The sequence below is a fragment of the Streptomyces sp. H39-S7 genome (assembly GCF_027158205.1).
Lineage (GTDB): Bacteria > Actinomycetota > Actinomycetes > Streptomycetales > Streptomycetaceae > Actinacidiphila.
In genome coordinates this window covers 98109-113480 of record NZ_JAPVLU010000033.1, presented here as the reverse complement: position 1 = coordinate 113480, position 15372 = coordinate 98109, and the positions used below count along the sequence as shown (strand labels likewise).

10 protein-coding genes are annotated in these 15372 nt (G+C 74.1%); 7 read left to right on the top strand and 3 right to left on the bottom strand.

Going from position 1 to position 15372, the window contains the following annotated elements; genetic code table 11:
• Nucleotides 1-64: 64 nt before the first annotated feature.
• The 3 genes from O3X23_RS28410 to O3X23_RS28400 all read right to left on the bottom strand — a co-directional run bounded on the left by O3X23_RS28410 (nt 65) and on the right by O3X23_RS28400 (nt 2309).
• Nucleotides 65-1060 (bottom strand): PadR family transcriptional regulator, encoded by a 996-nt coding sequence (locus tag O3X23_RS28410; protein ID WP_269274435.1) that lies wholly within the window; start codon nt 1058-1060, stop codon nt 65-67.
• 1 nt (nt 1061) lies between these two features.
• Nucleotides 1062-1943, bottom strand: a complete 882-nt coding sequence (locus O3X23_RS28405) for a DUF4097 family beta strand repeat-containing protein (protein WP_269274434.1) — start codon at nt 1941-1943, stop codon at nt 1062-1064.
• Between the two features lie 183 nt (nt 1944-2126).
• Complete coding sequence (locus O3X23_RS28400; protein ID WP_269274433.1) at nt 2127-2309, bottom strand: DUF6104 family protein; 183 nt, start codon at nt 2307-2309, stop codon at nt 2127-2129.
• Nucleotides 2310-2478: 169 nt separating this feature from the next.
• On the opposite strand from O3X23_RS28400, the gene O3X23_RS28395 reads away from it, so the two are divergent.
• The 7 genes from O3X23_RS28395 (at nt 2479) to fxsT (ending at nt 15282) form a co-directional block, all read left to right on the top strand.
• Nucleotides 2479-4590, top strand: coding sequence for a VMAP-C domain-containing protein (locus O3X23_RS28395; RefSeq protein WP_269274432.1), 2112 nt, complete (start codon nt 2479-2481; stop codon nt 4588-4590).
• A 109-nt stretch (nt 4591-4699) separates the two neighbouring features.
• Nucleotides 4700-5740: an AAA family ATPase gene (locus O3X23_RS28390; protein ID WP_443047999.1), complete on the top strand. Its 1041-nt coding sequence runs from the start codon at nt 4700-4702 to the stop codon at nt 5738-5740.
• 4 nt (nt 5741-5744) lie between these two features.
• On the top strand, nt 5745-9173 hold the full coding sequence (locus O3X23_RS28385) for an SAV_2336 N-terminal domain-related protein (RefSeq protein WP_269274430.1): 3429 nt from the start codon (nt 5745-5747) through the stop codon (nt 9171-9173).
• A 97-nt stretch (nt 9174-9270) separates the two neighbouring features.
• On the top strand, nt 9271-9498 hold the full coding sequence (fxsA, locus tag O3X23_RS28380) for an FxSxx-COOH cyclophane-containing RiPP peptide (RefSeq protein WP_269274429.1): 228 nt from the start codon (nt 9271-9273) through the stop codon (nt 9496-9498).
• 228 nt (nt 9499-9726) lie between these two features.
• Nucleotides 9727-10824, top strand: a complete 1098-nt coding sequence (locus tag O3X23_RS28375; protein ID WP_269274428.1) for an FxsB family cyclophane-forming radical SAM/SPASM peptide maturase — start codon at nt 9727-9729, stop codon at nt 10822-10824.
• On the top strand, nt 10821-12236 hold the full coding sequence (locus O3X23_RS28370) for an HEXXH motif domain-containing protein (protein ID WP_269274427.1): 1416 nt from the start codon (nt 10821-10823) through the stop codon (nt 12234-12236). Before O3X23_RS28375 ends, O3X23_RS28370 begins: the two co-directional genes overlap by 4 nt.
• Nucleotides 12237-12285: 49 nt before the next feature.
• Complete coding sequence (fxsT, locus tag O3X23_RS28365; protein WP_269274426.1) at nt 12286-15282, top strand: FxSxx-COOH system tetratricopeptide repeat protein; 2997 nt, start codon at nt 12286-12288, stop codon at nt 15280-15282.
• Nucleotides 15283-15372 lie beyond the last annotated feature (90 nt).

The following is a 15372-nucleotide window of genomic DNA, read 5'->3' as shown; positions in this document are numbered from 1 at the left end:
TGCGGGTTCCGTCCTCCGGAACCCGCACCCCGCGCCGGCCACCCCGCCCCCGTGCGTCCCCGCGTCAGTCCTGAGGGCCGCGCAGCACGGCGGCGATGCGGGCCGCCGCCGTCGACAGGTGGCGCCGGGCCTCGCGCAGCTGACCGGCGTCCACGCCCCGGTCGCGGGCCGCGTCACGTATGTCGTCACGAAAACGGTCCAGCAGGCGTTCCAGCTCGCGGCCCGGGTCGACGATGTCCTCGGTCCCGGTCTCCTTGGCCCAGTCGGGCGCGTCCACCGGCACCTCGGCCGCCGCGGCGTCCGCGTCGGCGGGTGCGTCGGTGGTGACGTCCGCGGGGGCGTCGGGTCCGGCCTTGCGGTGGGGCCACGAGGCCGACATGTGGCCGGTGGCCCGGCCCAGCGCGCCCAGTTCGCGGTTGAGTTCGGCGAGACCCTCCTTGAGGCCGCCCTGCCAGTCGCCCTCGCGGACGTGCGACTGCACCTGCTCCTGGACCTGCTTGGCGATCCGCTGCACCTCGACGCGGGCGAACTCCTGGGCCTCCTTCGCCTGCAGGCGGGCGGTGCGCGCGTCCTCCTTGGCGCGGCGGCTCTCCTCCTTGGCGCGCCGGGCCTGGTCCTTCCACTCCTGCTTCATGGCGCGGAAGTCGGTGCCGGCACCGTTGGGCGGGGCGCTGCGGGCCTGCTGTGCGGCGGCCCGGATCTCGCGGCGCAGGTCACCGGCGGCGCCGCGGACGTCCTCGCGGATCTCGGCGGCGAGCGTGGAGACCGACTCGCGGATCTCGTTCTCCAGGTCGGCGATCTCGTCGGTCCTGGCGGCCAGTTCGGCGCGGCCCGCGTCGGAGATGGAGTACACCTTGCGGCCGCCCTCGGTGCTGTGGGTGACCAGACCCTCCTTCTCCAGCTTGGCCAGCCGCGGGTAGACGGTGCCGGCGGAGGGCGCGTAGAGGCCGTGGAAACGCTCCTCCAGCAGCCGGATGACCTCGTAGCCGTGCCGCGGGGCCTCGTCCAGGAGCTTGAGGAGGTACAGCCGCAGCCGGCCGTGGGCGAAGACGGGGGCCATGTCAGATGTCCTTCCGGAACGAGGGGGTCCCGTCGGGCGACGCGCCGGCCGGCTCGTCGTCGACCGGTGGGCGGCGCAGCAGGGCGATGGCGCCGGAGACGGTGGTGGCCTTCAGGTGCGCGCCGCCGGTGCCGACCCGTCCGGTGATGCGCTTGGCGCCCCACTGGCCGGTGACCCGCAGGTCCTCGAAGGCGCAGGAGACGGCGCCGCTCGCTGTGTTGGCGTCGACGTCGGCGTTCGCGGGATCCGGGATGCGGATGGCGATCTCGCCGGAGACGGTGTTCAGCCGGACGTCGGCGCCGGGGGGCGTCTGCGCGGGGGCGAGGTCGAGCACCATGTTGCCGCTCACGGAGTCGGCCCTGATGTGGGCGCCGCTGCCCTCGACGACGGTCAGGTCGCCGGAGATGGTGCTGACCTGGAGGTCACCGGAGACCGCCTGGGCCTCGACGTTGCCGGAGACGGTGTTGGCGCTGACCGCGCCGGCCGCGCCGACGACGGTGACGTCACCGTTGACCGCGCGGATCTGGGTGGCCTCGGAGATGCCGGAGATCACCGCGCCGGCCCCGACCACGCCGACCTCGACGCGGGTGGCCTGCGGGACGGCGAGCGAGACGAGCGCGTGCCGCTCCCAGCCCTTGCCGCCGAGCCACTTCAGGAAGCCCTTCCACTCCAGGTCGTCGTAGCCGACGGTGAGGACCCCGCCCTCGAGGCTGACCCGCAGCGGCGGTCCGTCGAGCTCGCCGACCTCCAGCCGGGCCGGGCCCTCCTCGACGCCGACGACGTTCACCGCGCCGCCGACGATGCGCACGCGCACCGTGTCGACCGGCGCGTCGAAGACGAGCTTCTGTGGTTCGGTGATGGTCCATTCCGACGTGCCGCTCATGTCGACCCCTCCTCGGTGGTACGGCAGGCAACGCAACATATCGCGTCTGGTGGGAGACACGATATATCGCGTACTGGAGAAGTCAAGCGGCCTGTCCGGAGGTGTCGAGCCGTACGCGAGCCGTTGCCGAGCGGCGGCGGCGGGAGGTGGCGGCGGGCGCCGGCCCGGCGCCCGCCCGCGGGGTCACTCCTCGTCGTCCTCGTCGTCCAGCCGCGCCAGCCAGGTGGCCAGCCGCTCGACGGGGATCTCGAAGTCGGGATTGAGGTCGACGAACTCCCGCAGCCGGGACGCCAGCCACTCGAACGAGACCTCTTCCTCGCCCCGGCGGCTCTCAAGCTCCTCGATACCGCGATCGGTGAAGTACACGGGATGCTCCATAGCTCCAAGCAGTGGTCACCGGTGCACACGGACACCGCGACTCAGGGACGGTGGGACATTCCAGGCAAGGATAGGCAGCATTCCGACACTCCCTCGCGCAGGTCCTCGCAGGCCGCTAGCCTTTCGTCACTGCAGGCCGAACCGGGGGTGACGCGGCGTGACAGGGGGGTATGGGGGCGCACAGGACGCACAGGACGAGGACTCGGATCCGTTCGAGACCCTGGCGCCCCTGGTGAGAGCCGCCACCGTACGTGTTCATGCCCCGCTGCCCGGGTATGCCCCCGACGGGTCCGGCGGTTCGGCCGCCGGGGACGTCGCCGTCCGCCCGTGGGGCAGCGGGTTCTTCGTCGCCCCGAACTGGGTGCTCACCTGCGCCCACGTGGCGCTTCGGGGCGAGGGAGGCGCGGTGGCTGACGGCGGGCGCGAGGTCGGTCTCACCTTCGACGGGCACACGGTCCGCGGCCGCGTCGAGTGGGCCGAGCCCTTGGAGAATCCGGGACCCGGGCTGTGGCCGGCCCCCGACCTGGCACTGATCCGGCTGCTGGAGCCGGCGCCGCACGCGTGCGTCTGGCTCACCGAGCGCACCTCCAAGGTGTTCACCCGCAAGGAAGTGGCCTTCTTCGGCTGCATGGAGGTGGACGGCGAGGTCGAGGACGTCAGCGGCCGGTGCACGATCCGCGGCGAACTGGGCAAGGACGGCAAGCTCCGGCTCGGCAACGAGGACGAGATCCCGTCCGGCGCCTCCGGCGGCCCGGTCGTCGACCTCGCGCGCGGCGAGGTGATCGGCGTCCTCAAGGCCCGCCGCGGCGGGCAGGACGGCGGACTGGCCATATCCGTCGTGCAGTTGCGCGGGCTGCCCCTCCCGCAGGGGCCGGCCAGGGCCGGGTCCGACCTCTTCCAGCGGGTGATCCACGCCCACGACCGGCACCACGCCGACCGCCACCGGCTCGCCGACACCAACCGCACGACCTGGACCGACGCCCACAACCTGCTGGGAGCGACCGCCGGGCGCGCCCTGTCGCCCGGCATGCGCACCGAGCTGCTCGGGCTGCTCGCCGAACTCCCGCCGCCGGTCAGCACGTCGAGCCTGCTGGCGGCCGTGGACGAGCTGCGCGGCCAGCCCTGCGAGAACCTGCCGCTCGCCCCGCGCTCCTGGCGTGACGGGCTCGGGCTCCTCTACGACCTGCGCCGCGGCCAGAGCGAGTTGGAGACGATCCTGCGCTACTGCGTGCGCGTGGCGACGGCGGAACGGCCGTACGAGGCGGCGCACGGCACCGAGCGCAGGCTGTGGAACTGGGCGGCGGCCGTCGCGGCGAGCGAACGGGACCTGTCGCGCGGATTCCGCAACGACCTGGGGCGTGAGTGGCTCTCCCGGGTCAACGCCCGCCGGATGGACCCCGGCCCGTCCGGGGTGCGGGCGGCGGCGGGTCCCGAAAGCCGGCCGGTCCGTGAGGCGGTGTCGTACGCCTCGGTGCTGCTGGAGATCGACCGCCGCGGCTGGGAACGGGACAGCTACGACTGGCGGATCGCCATCGTGGACGCGGCGGGCGACGTCCGGCCGGTCGCCGAGGGCGCCGACGGCACACGGCTGGGCGAGCTGCCGCAGCGGCTGAGCGCCCCGCTCGCCGAGGCGTTCCGCCGGTGCGACGAACCGGACCGCCCGGCGGTCCTCCAGGTGGCCCTGGTCAGGGCGCTGCTCGAACTGCCGGTGGAGACCTGGAGCAGCCGGCCGGGTGGACCGGCGCTGGGTGAGCTGCGCCCGGTCGTCGTGCGCCCGGCCGACCCGGACTACGATCCGGACGAGGTCGGCGAGGACGCGGCACTGCGGCGGGCCCGCTGGAAGCGGGTGCAGGCGGGTCCGATGGAGCCGGTGATCCTGGACTGCGACCAGGGGACGCCGATGCCGGTGCCCGCCGACGCCGAACTGCGCTTCCGCGGGCTGTACTCGGTGCCGATCCTGTGCCGCGCCTCCGAGGCCGAGGACGGCCCCGCGGCCCTGCGCAGGGTGACGGGCGCCGGATACGGGGTGGTCCTGTGGCGACGCGAACGGGCCGGGCGGGACCGGGTGTGCTCGGACTTCCACCGGGGGGTGGAGCGCACGGTCGCGGACGCGGGACAGGCCGACCGGCTCCCGGAGGCGGTGCGCAGGCTCCGTGCCGACCTGGCACGTCGTGAGCTGGAGGCCTATTTCTCGCAGGACCTGATCCTGCTGTACGACGACCCCACCCGACCGCTGCCCGGCACCGATCAGCCGCTGGAGACGCCATGACCGGCCGAACACACCCCTTATGTTCCGCGCCCACTCCGTGGGACGGTCGGTACGTGGTCTGCGCTCCTGCCATCGACGTACGAGCGACGAGGAGCACATAGTGCCTGACATCAACGCGCGGCCCGACGCGACTGCCGGCGTCGACGGCAACGACGAGAACGAGTGGCTCATCTACCGGGGGGCGGGGGAGCCGCACGACGGCATCAGCACGCTGCCCGACCCGCCGCCCTGGCGGGACTTCGACGGCGGCCCCCTCGTGGAGCCCGGCCCCGGCACGGACAGTGCCTCGACCCGCCGCCTCGGCGCGTACCGGCACATGGCGCAGCTGCACCGGCCGAGCCCGGAGGAGCTGGAGATCGTCAACGCCGCGCTGTACCTGCGGCGTCCGCTGCTGGTCACCGGCAGCCCCGGGACGGGCAAGAGCACGCTCGCGCACGCCGTCGCGTACGAACTGGGACTCGGCCGTGTGCTGCGCTGGCCCATCGTCAGCCGCACCACGCTCCAGGACGGCCTCTACCGCTACGACGCCATCGCCCGGCTCCAGGACACCCAGATCGCGGCGAGCAGCCGGGCCCAGACGCCCGGCGGCATCGGCAGCTATATCCGGCTGGGTCCGCTCGGCACGGCGCTGCTGCCGACGGCGCGGCCACGCGTCCTGCTCGTGGATGAACTGGACAAGAGCGACATCGATCTTCCCAATGACCTGCTGAACGTGTTGGAGGAGGGCGAGTTCGCGATCCCCGAACTAGAACGGCTCGCGGAGCGCGAGCCGCGGGTCGAGGTGCTCACCGACGACAGTACGAAGGTGACGGTCAAGGACGGCCGGGTCGGCTGCCGGGCCTTCCCGTTCGTGGTCCTGACCAGCAACGGCGAACGCGACTTCCCGGCGCCGCTGCTGCGCCGCTGCATCCACCTGGAGCTGGGGCAGCCCGACCACAAGCGGCTCGCCACCGTGGTCAGGGCGCACCTGGGCGCCGAGGCGGCCAGGATCGGCGACGACCTGATCACCCGGTTCCTGGAGCGCTCACGCAGTGAACTCCTCGCCGCCGACCAGCTGCTGAACGCGATCTACCTCACCCACCAAGCCGCGCCGCCGTCCCGCGACCGGCTCGCCGACATGCTCATCCAGCGACTCGACAGGCCGAGGTGAGGGTGTGACCTCGCAGCCACCGCCACAGCCTCCCGCGCAGCCGCCCCCGCCGGAGTCGGCTTCGTCGCGGCCGCCGCCCCGCCGTGACCCGCTCGCGGACGTCATCGAGCGGCTCCGCGGGGCAGGACTCGACCCCGACCTGGGCGAACTGTCCGACGCCCTGTGGCTGGCGCGCTGGTCGCAGCCCACCGGGGCCGGGGCGGAGCCCGGTGAATGGGCCGACGGCCCGCGCCCGAGGGACCGGGCGACGCGTGCGGACGGCGCCGCGACCGCGGAGCGGCCGCCGACGGCCGATGGCGGACCCGAGCCCGCCGACGACACGGGGTCGGAGTCCGGCCGGTCCGGTGGCCGCTCCCCCGGGGGGAGCGTCGCGCTGTACCCGGCGGAGCGGGACCGTACGGCGGGCGGCGGAGAGGGCTCGGTCCTGCCGGGCAACGCCATCTCCATCGGGGTTCCCGAGGCGCCGGCGCTGCCGGGGCTGCTGGAACTGCAGCGCGCGCTGCGCCCGTTGCAGCGCTACCACAGCGCCGCCCCGCCGATCCGCAGCGAGCTGGACGAGGCGGCCACCGCCGAGACCAGCGCACGGGCCGGCGGGTTGCTGATGCCGGTCTTCCGCAGCGTCTCGCGCGGCGACGCCTCGCTGCAGCTGCTGATGGACGCCTCCTCGTCGATGTACGTGTGGGAGCGCATGCTGGGCGAGCTCCAGCAGGTCTTCGGCCAGTTGGGCGCCTTCCGCGACGTGCACGTGCAGTACCTGCACCAGTCCCCGGACGGCAGCGCCGCGGTGAGCCGCCGCGTCGAGCCGGGCACCGCCGCGCTGCGCTCCGCCGACCAGCTCAGCGACCCGACGGGCCGCCAGGTGACGGTGCTGGTCAGCGACTGCGCCGGCCCGCTGTGGCGCAGCGGCAGGGCGCACCGGCTGCTGCACCGGCTCTCCCGGTACGCGCCGGTCGCGGTGCTGCAACCGCTGCCGCAGCGGCTGTGGTCCCGTACCCGGCTGCCGACCTCGTACGGGCTGCTGATGCGCGGGCAGGGCCCCGGGCAGTCGGCGGCACTGCACTTCGAGGGCGAGGGCGTCATGGAGCGTCCGGGCATGGCCCCGATCCCGGTGCTGCCGCCGACCGCCGCCGCGCTGGGGGCGTGGGCGCGGCTGCTGTCGGGGACCGGCACGGGTCCGGTGCCGGCCGCGGTGGGCTGGGTGCGCGCCGACCAGCCGGCCGCTCCGCCGTCCCGGCCGCGCCGACCGATGGCGCCCGCGGAACTGGTCGCCCGGTTTCGCTCCGCCGCCTCGCCGGGTGCCGCGCAGCTCGCTGTCTACGTCGCCGCGGCCCCGCTGTACCTGCCGGTCATGCAGTTGGTGCAGAGGACCATGTTGCCCGACTCCGGGCCTGCGGAACTCTCCGAGGTGCTGCTCAGCGGACTGCTTACCCGGGCCGGCTCGGGCGGCTCCAACGGGCCGGGGACGGAGACCCCCGCGTACGGCACGGTCGTGGAGACCCCTCCGTACGGCACCGTGATCGGTGAGGTGCCCGCGGCCCGCCCGCCGGCGCAGTGGTACGAGTTCGCCGCGGGCGTCCAGGACGTCCTGCTGGGCCCGCTGGGGCGTGACGAGGCGCTGCTGGTGCTCAAGCACTGCTCCGAGTACGTGGAACAGCGCTTCGGGCTCGGCGGTCCCAACTTCCCGGCGCTGGCCATCGCGCAACTGGCGGACGACCGCGGCGGGGCCGCCCAGGGGCGGATGCCGCTGCCGGACGGCGGCGCGGAGGACTCGGCCCGGCGGGCCGCGCAGCCCTTCGCGCAGGTGGCGGCGAAAGTGCTGGAGCGGTTCATCCCGCTGACGGACGTCGCCGAGCAGGTCGTCGGCACCCCGGGCTCCGGTGCCCTCCGCTCCGAGGCGGCACTGGAACGCGCCCGGGCGCTCGTCGCGCGCTTCGAGGCCGGCGGGATGGTGCAGAGCCTGCTGGACGCCGTGCAGTTGCTGCGCCGGGCAGCCGCCGCGGGGCTGCCGACGGAGGCCGATCCCGAGCTGTGGAGCGAGCTGGCGCAGGATCTGCTGAGGCTGTGGCGTCTGCAGGGCGGTGCGTTGCTGCTGCGCGAGGCGCAGGCCGCCGCGGAGACCGCCGCCGCCGCGCCCGGTGCGGTGCGGGCCCGCGCAATGCTGGCCAGGGTGCTGCACGCCGCCGCGTCCGACCTGCGCGCGCTGGGGCAGCGGCAGGCCGCGCTGGATCTGCTGCGGCGCGCGGACCGGGAGTTCACGGCGGCCGGCGCCGCCATGGACCTGGAGCCGGACGAGACGCTGCGGATCACCCTGGAGCGCGCCGAGGTGCTGGAGGAGCAGTGGCGGCTCAGCGGTGATACCGGGCCACTGGAGGAGACGATCGGCATGCTGGAGGCGTTCTCCGACGGGAGCCCCTGGACGGGCGGGGACACACCGCAGCCGGCCGGGCTCTCGCTGGCCCGCGGTCGGGCGCTGCTGATGCTGGCCGGGACCGCCGACGACGCGGAGCGCTCCCGGGTGCATGCCGGGCAGGCCGCCGAGTCGCTGGAGTTCGCCCGCGCCGCGATGGTCGCCGAGCAGGCGCCGATCGAGGACCGGGTGCGGGTGCAACTGCTGCTGACCGACGCGCTGCTGCTGGCGGGCGACCGGCTGGACCAGGCCGGCCGGCTGGTCGCGAGGACCCTGGAGGATGTCAGGGAGCAGTCGTTGCGGGCGGAGGTACTGGTGCGTTCCGCCCGGCTGTGGGTGCGCCGGTACGAGGCGGGCGGGCCGCCCTCCGACCTGGAGGAGGCGGCCGACCGGTTCGAGGAGGCGGGCCGGCTGATGCTGCGGGACCGCCCCGAGTACGGGCAGCTGATGGAGGAGTGGGGCGCGGTCCTGCTGCGGCGGGCAGGTCTGGTGGGCGGCGCGACGGTCATCTCCCGGGCCATACGCGTACTGCGGGACTGCCGGATGCACTCCCCGGCAGGCCATCCCCGGCTCACCCACCGGCTGATGATGCTGGGCCGCGCGCTGCTGCTGCGGTACCGGACGCGGCAGGACCTGCTCGACCTCCGGGACGCCGAGCACATCTTCGGGCTGGCGGCCCGGAACGGCGGTCCGCCGCTGGAGCGGGCGCGCGCCTGGCTGGCGCTGGGCGAGGTACGGCACGTCAACGGCCCCGACCGGCTGGACCAGGCGGCCGACGCCTTCCGCAGGGCCGCCGAGACGGCCCGCGCCGCCGAGGACGGGCTGTCCGACCCGGCGCCGGCGGTGCGGCTGGCCGCGGAGGCGCACCACTGGCGGGGTCAGGTCTACGAGTCCGCGCAGCGGCCGCGGGCGGCCAAGGAGGCCTACCGGGGGGCCCAGGAGGAGTGGCGCAGGCTGCCGGACGGCGGCGGACGGGACGCGGAATGGACGGCGGAGCGGCTGGCCGCTCTGGCCGGCGGGCGGTAGGCGGGGCGGGGTCGGGACGCCGTGCCGGGTTTTGGCCGCCCGGCGGGCGGGCATCCCAGATGGGCCCCGACTGCGGGGAAACAAAGGTGGTGTGACGATGCGTCAGCGAGACAGCGCGGAGCGTACCGGAACGACGGCGGACCCGGCTGCATCGGAGGGCGCCGGGGCGCCGCAGGGCGCGGCGGAACTGCCGGATCTGCTGGACCTCGATCTGGAGACGCTGCGGGAGCTGGATCATCCCGTGCTGTCCGAGGTGCTGGAAGGCCTGCGAACCCGGCTCGGTGAACCGACCGAGATGCTCTGGGGATTCGACAGCGCGTTCTAACCCGCTCGGTTTCGGTCCTGTCCGACCTCTATCCGGACAACGTCGACGCGCCGGGGTTTGTGTCCCCGCAACGGAGGAAAGCTCCGCGACGGACCGGGGGACAGGGGATACGCGGTGAGGCAGCAGCCGGATCGGGCGACGTGGGGTCCTGGGCAACGGGAGACGCCGCGGGAACCGTCCCCCGAGGACGGCCCGGCCACGGTCCCTTTCCGCCAGTTCATCCTCAAGATGAACGGCCGCTGCAACCTCGCCTGCCGCTACTGCTACCTCTACGCGGGACCGGACAGCGGCTGGCGCCGGCGCCCCGCCGCGCCCACCGCCCCGGTGCTCGACGCCACCGCCGCCCGGATCGCCGAACACGCCGCCGCGCACGGGCTCACCGACCTCGCCGTCGTCCTGCACGGCGGCGAACCGCTGCTCGCCGGGGCCGCCGTGCTCGGTGCCGTCGTCGACCGGGTGCGCGCCGCGGTGCCCGCGCGGTGCACGGTGCACGCCACGGTCCAGACCAACGGCACGCTGCTCGACGAGGACCGGCTGCGTACCCTGGCCGCCCACCGGATCCGGGTCGGCGTGAGCCTCGACGGCGGGCTGCCCGGCCACAACCTGGCGCGGGTCGACCACGCCGGCCGCCCGTCGTGGACGGCCGCCGCCCGTGGGCTGCGGCTCCTCGCCGAGGACCGGCACCGGGAGAGCTACGCGGGCGTGCTCTGTGTCGTCGACCTCGCCTCCGACCCCGCCGAGGTCTACGAGTCGCTGCTCGACTTCGCGCCGCCCGCCATGGACTTCCTGCTCCCGCACGGCAACTGGAGCGCCCCGCCGCCCGGCCTGCCCGCGTCCGACGAGCGGCCGGCCCCGTACGGCGACTGGCTGTGCACGGTCTTCGACCGGTGGTGGCGTTCCGACCACCGCCGGGTCCGGGTGCGGATCTTCGAGGCATGCGTCGCCCTGCTCCTCGGCGCGCCCGCGTCCGCCGAATCGCTGGGGCTGCGGCCGTTCGACGCCGTGGTGGTGGAGACCGACGGCAGCATCGAGCAGGTGGACTCGCTGAAGTCCGCCTACGAGGGAGCCGCGGCCACCGGACTCGACGTCTTCCACCACTCCTTCGACGACGCTCTCGCGCACCCGGGCGTCGCCGCCCGGCAGGGCGGGCTGGCCGCGCTGGCCGGGCAGTGCCGCCGCTGCCCGCTGGTCCAGGTGTGCGGCGGCGGACACTACGCCCACCGGTATCGCGAGGGCGCGGGATTCCGGCACCCGTCGGTGTACTGCGCGGACCTGCAGCGGCTCATCCGCCATGTCGCGGCACGGCTCGCCGAGGTGGCGGCATGACGCCGGCCGCACCCGGAAGCGTCTCCGACGCCCTGCTCCGGGAACTCGGCGGGACGCACGGCGGGACCGACGCCCTGGCCGTCCTCATCGCCGGCCAGCACACGCTGCGGCTGCTCCAGCTCCGTGCGCTGTACGACGCGGTCACGGAGAGGTCCGGCGCGACAGCAGTACCGTTCCGTCAGCACTGGGAGGTGCTGGAGGCGGCGGACCGGGCCGACCGGGACGCCACCCGGCGGGTGCTCTTCTATCCCCTGGTCGGCCCCTGGGTCCGCCGCTGCCTGCGAGGTCTGCGCACCGATGGCGAAGCGCCGGAGCTCTCCCGCGATCTGTCCCACCTCGGCGCCCTCGCGGTCGCCGCCGCGGTGCGCGCGGGGCTGCGCGGAACCCTCCGGCTCCCGCACCGCGACGGCCTGGTGGCCCTGCCCACGCTGGGCGGATCGGAGCTGCCCGGCAGCCCGGCGCCCGGCACCGCCGAACTCCGGTTCTCCGCGGGTCTGCTGGTCATCACCGTGCCGCACGCCGCACCGGTGGTGGTCCGCGGGCGCCCCGACGGCACCTGGTGGTCGGCTGATCCGCGCTGGCGCCCGCTGCGGGTGCTCACCGGTGGTCCGCGACAGGTGCTGCTCGACGAACGCGACCCCTTCCGGACGGCGGACAGCGGTCTGGAGCGGCACGGGCTGCGCCCGGGCGACCGGCTGTCGGCCGATGAACTCGAGCAGTGGCAGTACGCCTGGCAGGGCACCTTGCCGCTGATCGAGTCCGGTGGCGCGGCACGGACCGCGGAGGTGGAGGGGCTGCTGGAGTGTCTGGTGCCGCTGGCCGCGCCGCCGGGCGCGGTGGCGCACAGCGGCAGCGCGGCGCACTGCAGCGGCACCCGGCGGGAGGCGTTCGGCGCGGTGCTCAGCAGCACCCCGCGCACCCCCGGCTTCCTCGCCGCGACCCTCGTCCACGAACTGCAGCACGCCAAGCTCAGCGCCCTCTCCGACCTCGTCCCGCTGCACACGGCGGGCCCCCCGCACCGGTACTGGGCGCCCTGGCGGCCCGACCCCCGGCCCTTCGACGGGCTGCTGCAGGGCGCGTACTCCCACCTGGCGCTCGCCGAGTACTGGCAGCTGTTCGCCCTCGCCGCCAAGGACGCGGCGGACCGCGACAAGGCGTGGGCCGAGCACTCCCGGTGCCGTGAACAGGTCGGCGCCGCGCTGCCCGCGCTGGCCGGGTCGCAGAGCCTCACCCGCGAGGGAAGGGTGTTCGTCAACGCCATGGTCCGACAGCTCACCCGATTGAAGGATCATCCGCCGCCGCAGGGGCACCTGGCCCGTGCGAGCGCCTACGTGGAGACCGCCCGCAGGATGTGGCGGAGGCAGACCTCCGGAGGCGAACCGCCGGTGTATGTTCCCAGCAGAGGCATCTAACGGCGCGTCAAGGCCGTACGTTCGTTCGCATCACGAGGGAGACGGTCGCATGGCCGTAGTGCGGAAGTCGACGGCAACGGCCGAGAGGCAGCCCGTCACCATCAGTTTCGCGGGATTCAACCGGGCCTGGGCCGCATGGATCGGCGACCGGCTCGAACGCCAGGGGCACCGGGTCTCGTTCGCCCGTTTCGACCCCCCGCCGGGCACCACGATCGAGCAGGCGCTGGAAGACCTGATGCTCGCAGAGGGACGCATCCTCGTCATCCTCAGCGACTGGTACTTCCAGTTGGGTCCGCGCACCCACGAGGAGTGGAACAAGGCCCTGCGCTCCGTGGTCGCGACCAACTCGGACCGGTTCGCCGCCGTCTCGGTCACCAACGCGTCGCTGCCCACCGCGACCGCCGCCCTCAGCGCCTCCTCGCTCTGGGGCATCGGCGCGCACGAGGCCGAACGCCGCCTGCTGGCCCGGATCGGCACCACCGACGCCGCGCCGCCGGAGGACGCACCGGGCCGCGGGGGACCGCGCTTCCCCTACGACCAGCCCCGCGTATGGGGCGGGGTACCGCGCCGCAACATCCGCTTCACCGGCCGCGAGAACCTGCTGGGTGACATCTACCACCGGCTGCAGCAGGCGGAGCAGGGCGCCGCGATCGTCACGCTGCTCGGCATGTCCGGCGTCGGCAAGACCCAGATCGCCGCCGAGTACGTCTACCGCTTCGGCTCCGAGTACGACGCCGTCTGGTGGGTCCCGGCCGACCAGCGCGGCACCCTGCGCCAGCGGCTGGCCGAACTCGCCCCGGCCCTCGGCCTCACCACCGGGCCCGAGTACGGCGAGCGGCTGCGCGCCGTGCTCGACGCACTGCGCCGGGGCACCCCGTACTCCCGCTGGCTGCTCGTGCTGGACGGCGCCGACCAGGTCGGGGACATCGCGGACCTGCTGCCCAGCGGACCCGGACATGTCCTGATCACCTCGCAGAACCGGGCGTGGGGCGAGCACAACACCGCCCTGATGGAGATCCCGGTCTACACCCGCGAGGAGAGCGTCGCCTTCGTCCGCCGCCGGGCCGCCCGCCTCGACGTGGGCGACGCCGACCGGCTCGCGGAGGCGCTGGAGGACCTGCCGCTGCTGCTCGACCAGACCGCGGGCTGGCTCAGCGACTCGACGATGTCCGTCGACGAGTACATCGGCCTGCTGATCACGGGATCCAACGCCGAGGCCGGCCTCAAGGTCGCCGCCGACTTCCCGATGACGTTCCAGACCGCCTGGTCGATACTGCTCAACCAGCTGCGCGACACCGAACCGGCGTCGATCGAACTGCTGCGGCTGTGCGTGTTCTTCGCACCCGGGCCGATCCCCGTCCGGCTGCTGCGCGAGCTGCCCCTGCGCGACCTGCCGGAACAGCTCGTCGGGCTGATGAACGACCCGCTGCGCTGGAACGACGCCACCGCCAAGCTCGTCCAGTACTCGGTGGTCCGCCGCGAGTCCCACGACGTGGGCGGCGACGAGCCGGGCGGCGGCTCCGACATCCTGCACATGCACCGGATGGTCCACCAGACCGTGCGCGACGGCATGCCCGAGGCCGACCGGCGCGAGTACGCGGGCGTCGTCCGGCGGGCCCTGGCCGCCGCCGACCCCGGCCGCCCCACCGACACCCGGCTGTGGCCGCGCTACGCCGAACTGACCCCGCACCTCAAGGCGGCCGGGGTGCTGGAGAGCACCAACCCGGACGTCCAGCAGCTGGTGCTCAACTCGCTGCGCTACATGTACCTGTCCGGCGAGTACAAGTCCGGGCTGAAGCTGGCCGAACGGGGGTTCGCCGCCTGGAAGAGGCTGCTCGGTGAGGTCCATCCCCGGATCTGGGACATGACCTACCACTACGCGAACCTGCTCCACGCGACCGGCAACTACGCACTGGCCGAGGCGATCTCGCGGATCGCCGTGGACCATCTGCGCGAGGAGCGCGGCCAGCAGGACCTCGACCTGCTGCGTGCCGCGACCGGCCTGGCCGCGTCGCTGCGCGGCCTCGCCCGCTACGACGAGGCGTACGAGGTCTCCCGGCTGGTGCTGGACGGCTATCTGGACCTCCTCGGTGACCGTGACTCCCGCACGCTCGGCGCCCGCAACAACCTCGCGGTCTCGCTGCGCCTGCTCGGCCGCTACGCGGAAGCGTTCGACTTCGACCGGCAGACGCTCGACACCCGCCGGGACGCCCTGCGTTCGCGCCACAACTGGACGCTCTCCTCGGAGATCAACTACGCGTGGGACCTGCGGCTGCTCGGCCGGTACGACGAAGCGGTCTCCGTTCAGGAGCGCAGTGTCCGTACCCACCGCGACGTCATGGGCCCGGACAACCCGCAGACGCTGCGCGCCGAGCACAACCTCGTCATGAGCCAGTACCGGGCGGGGGACCGCCGCGCCCAGACGGTACTGGCCCGGCTGCTGGAACGGGTGGAGCGGGTACTCGGCGAGAACGAGCCGCTGACGCTGATGGTGGCCGCCGGATACGCCTGCGTGGCACGCGAGCACGGTGACCTGGACCGGGCGCGTGCCGTCGGCGAGGCCGTCAACCGGCGCTACCGCGCCACGCTCGGCGCCGGCCATCCGTATGTGCTGGGCACCCTCGGCAACAACGGGCTGGTGCTGCGCGCGGCCGGCGAACGCGAGCAGTCGCAGGAACTGGTCGAGGAGGCGCTCGCCGGCATGATCGAGGCCGTCGGCCCCGATCACCCGTGGACCCTGGGCTGTTCGCTGAACGCCACGGCGACCCGGAACTTCTCCGGCGACCCGGAGGCGGCCATGGAGCTCAGCCGCGACACCGCGGCCCGTGCCACGGCCTCGCTCGGCGCCGAGCACCCGCTGACGCTCTCCGCCCGGGTCGCGCTCGCCGCCGACCTGCGGGGGCTGCGCAAGATCCAGGAGGCGGGGAAGGTCGAGGAGGAGGCCCTGTCGATGCTCGTGGCGACGCTGGGCGCCCAGCATGTGCACACCGTCTCGGCCCGCTCGCGCACCCGCCCCTTCTGGGACTTCGAACCCCAGGTCAACTGATCGGACCGCGCACGGCACCCTGTGGACAAGGGCCGGGCCCGCCACCTGAGTTCAGGTGGCGGGCCCGGCCCTTTGCTGCCGTGCGATCCG

Coding starts and splice junctions, on each gene's coding strand:
- O3X23_RS28375 (WP_269274428.1), top strand. CDS start 9,727: ATGAACGGCCGCTGCAACCTCGCCTGCCGCTACTGCTACCTCTACGCG.
- O3X23_RS28410 (WP_269274435.1), bottom strand. CDS start 1,060: ATGGCCCCCGTCTTCGCCCACGGCCGGCTGCGGCTGTACCTCCTCAAG.
- O3X23_RS28405 (WP_269274434.1), bottom strand. CDS start 1,943: ATGAGCGGCACGTCGGAATGGACCATCACCGAACCACAGAAGCTCGTC.
- fxsA (WP_269274429.1), top strand. CDS start 9,271: ATGCGTCAGCGAGACAGCGCGGAGCGTACCGGAACGACGGCGGACCCG.
- O3X23_RS28370 (WP_269274427.1), top strand. CDS start 10,821: ATGACGCCGGCCGCACCCGGAAGCGTCTCCGACGCCCTGCTCCGGGAA.
- fxsT (WP_269274426.1), top strand. CDS start 12,286: ATGGCCGTAGTGCGGAAGTCGACGGCAACGGCCGAGAGGCAGCCCGTC.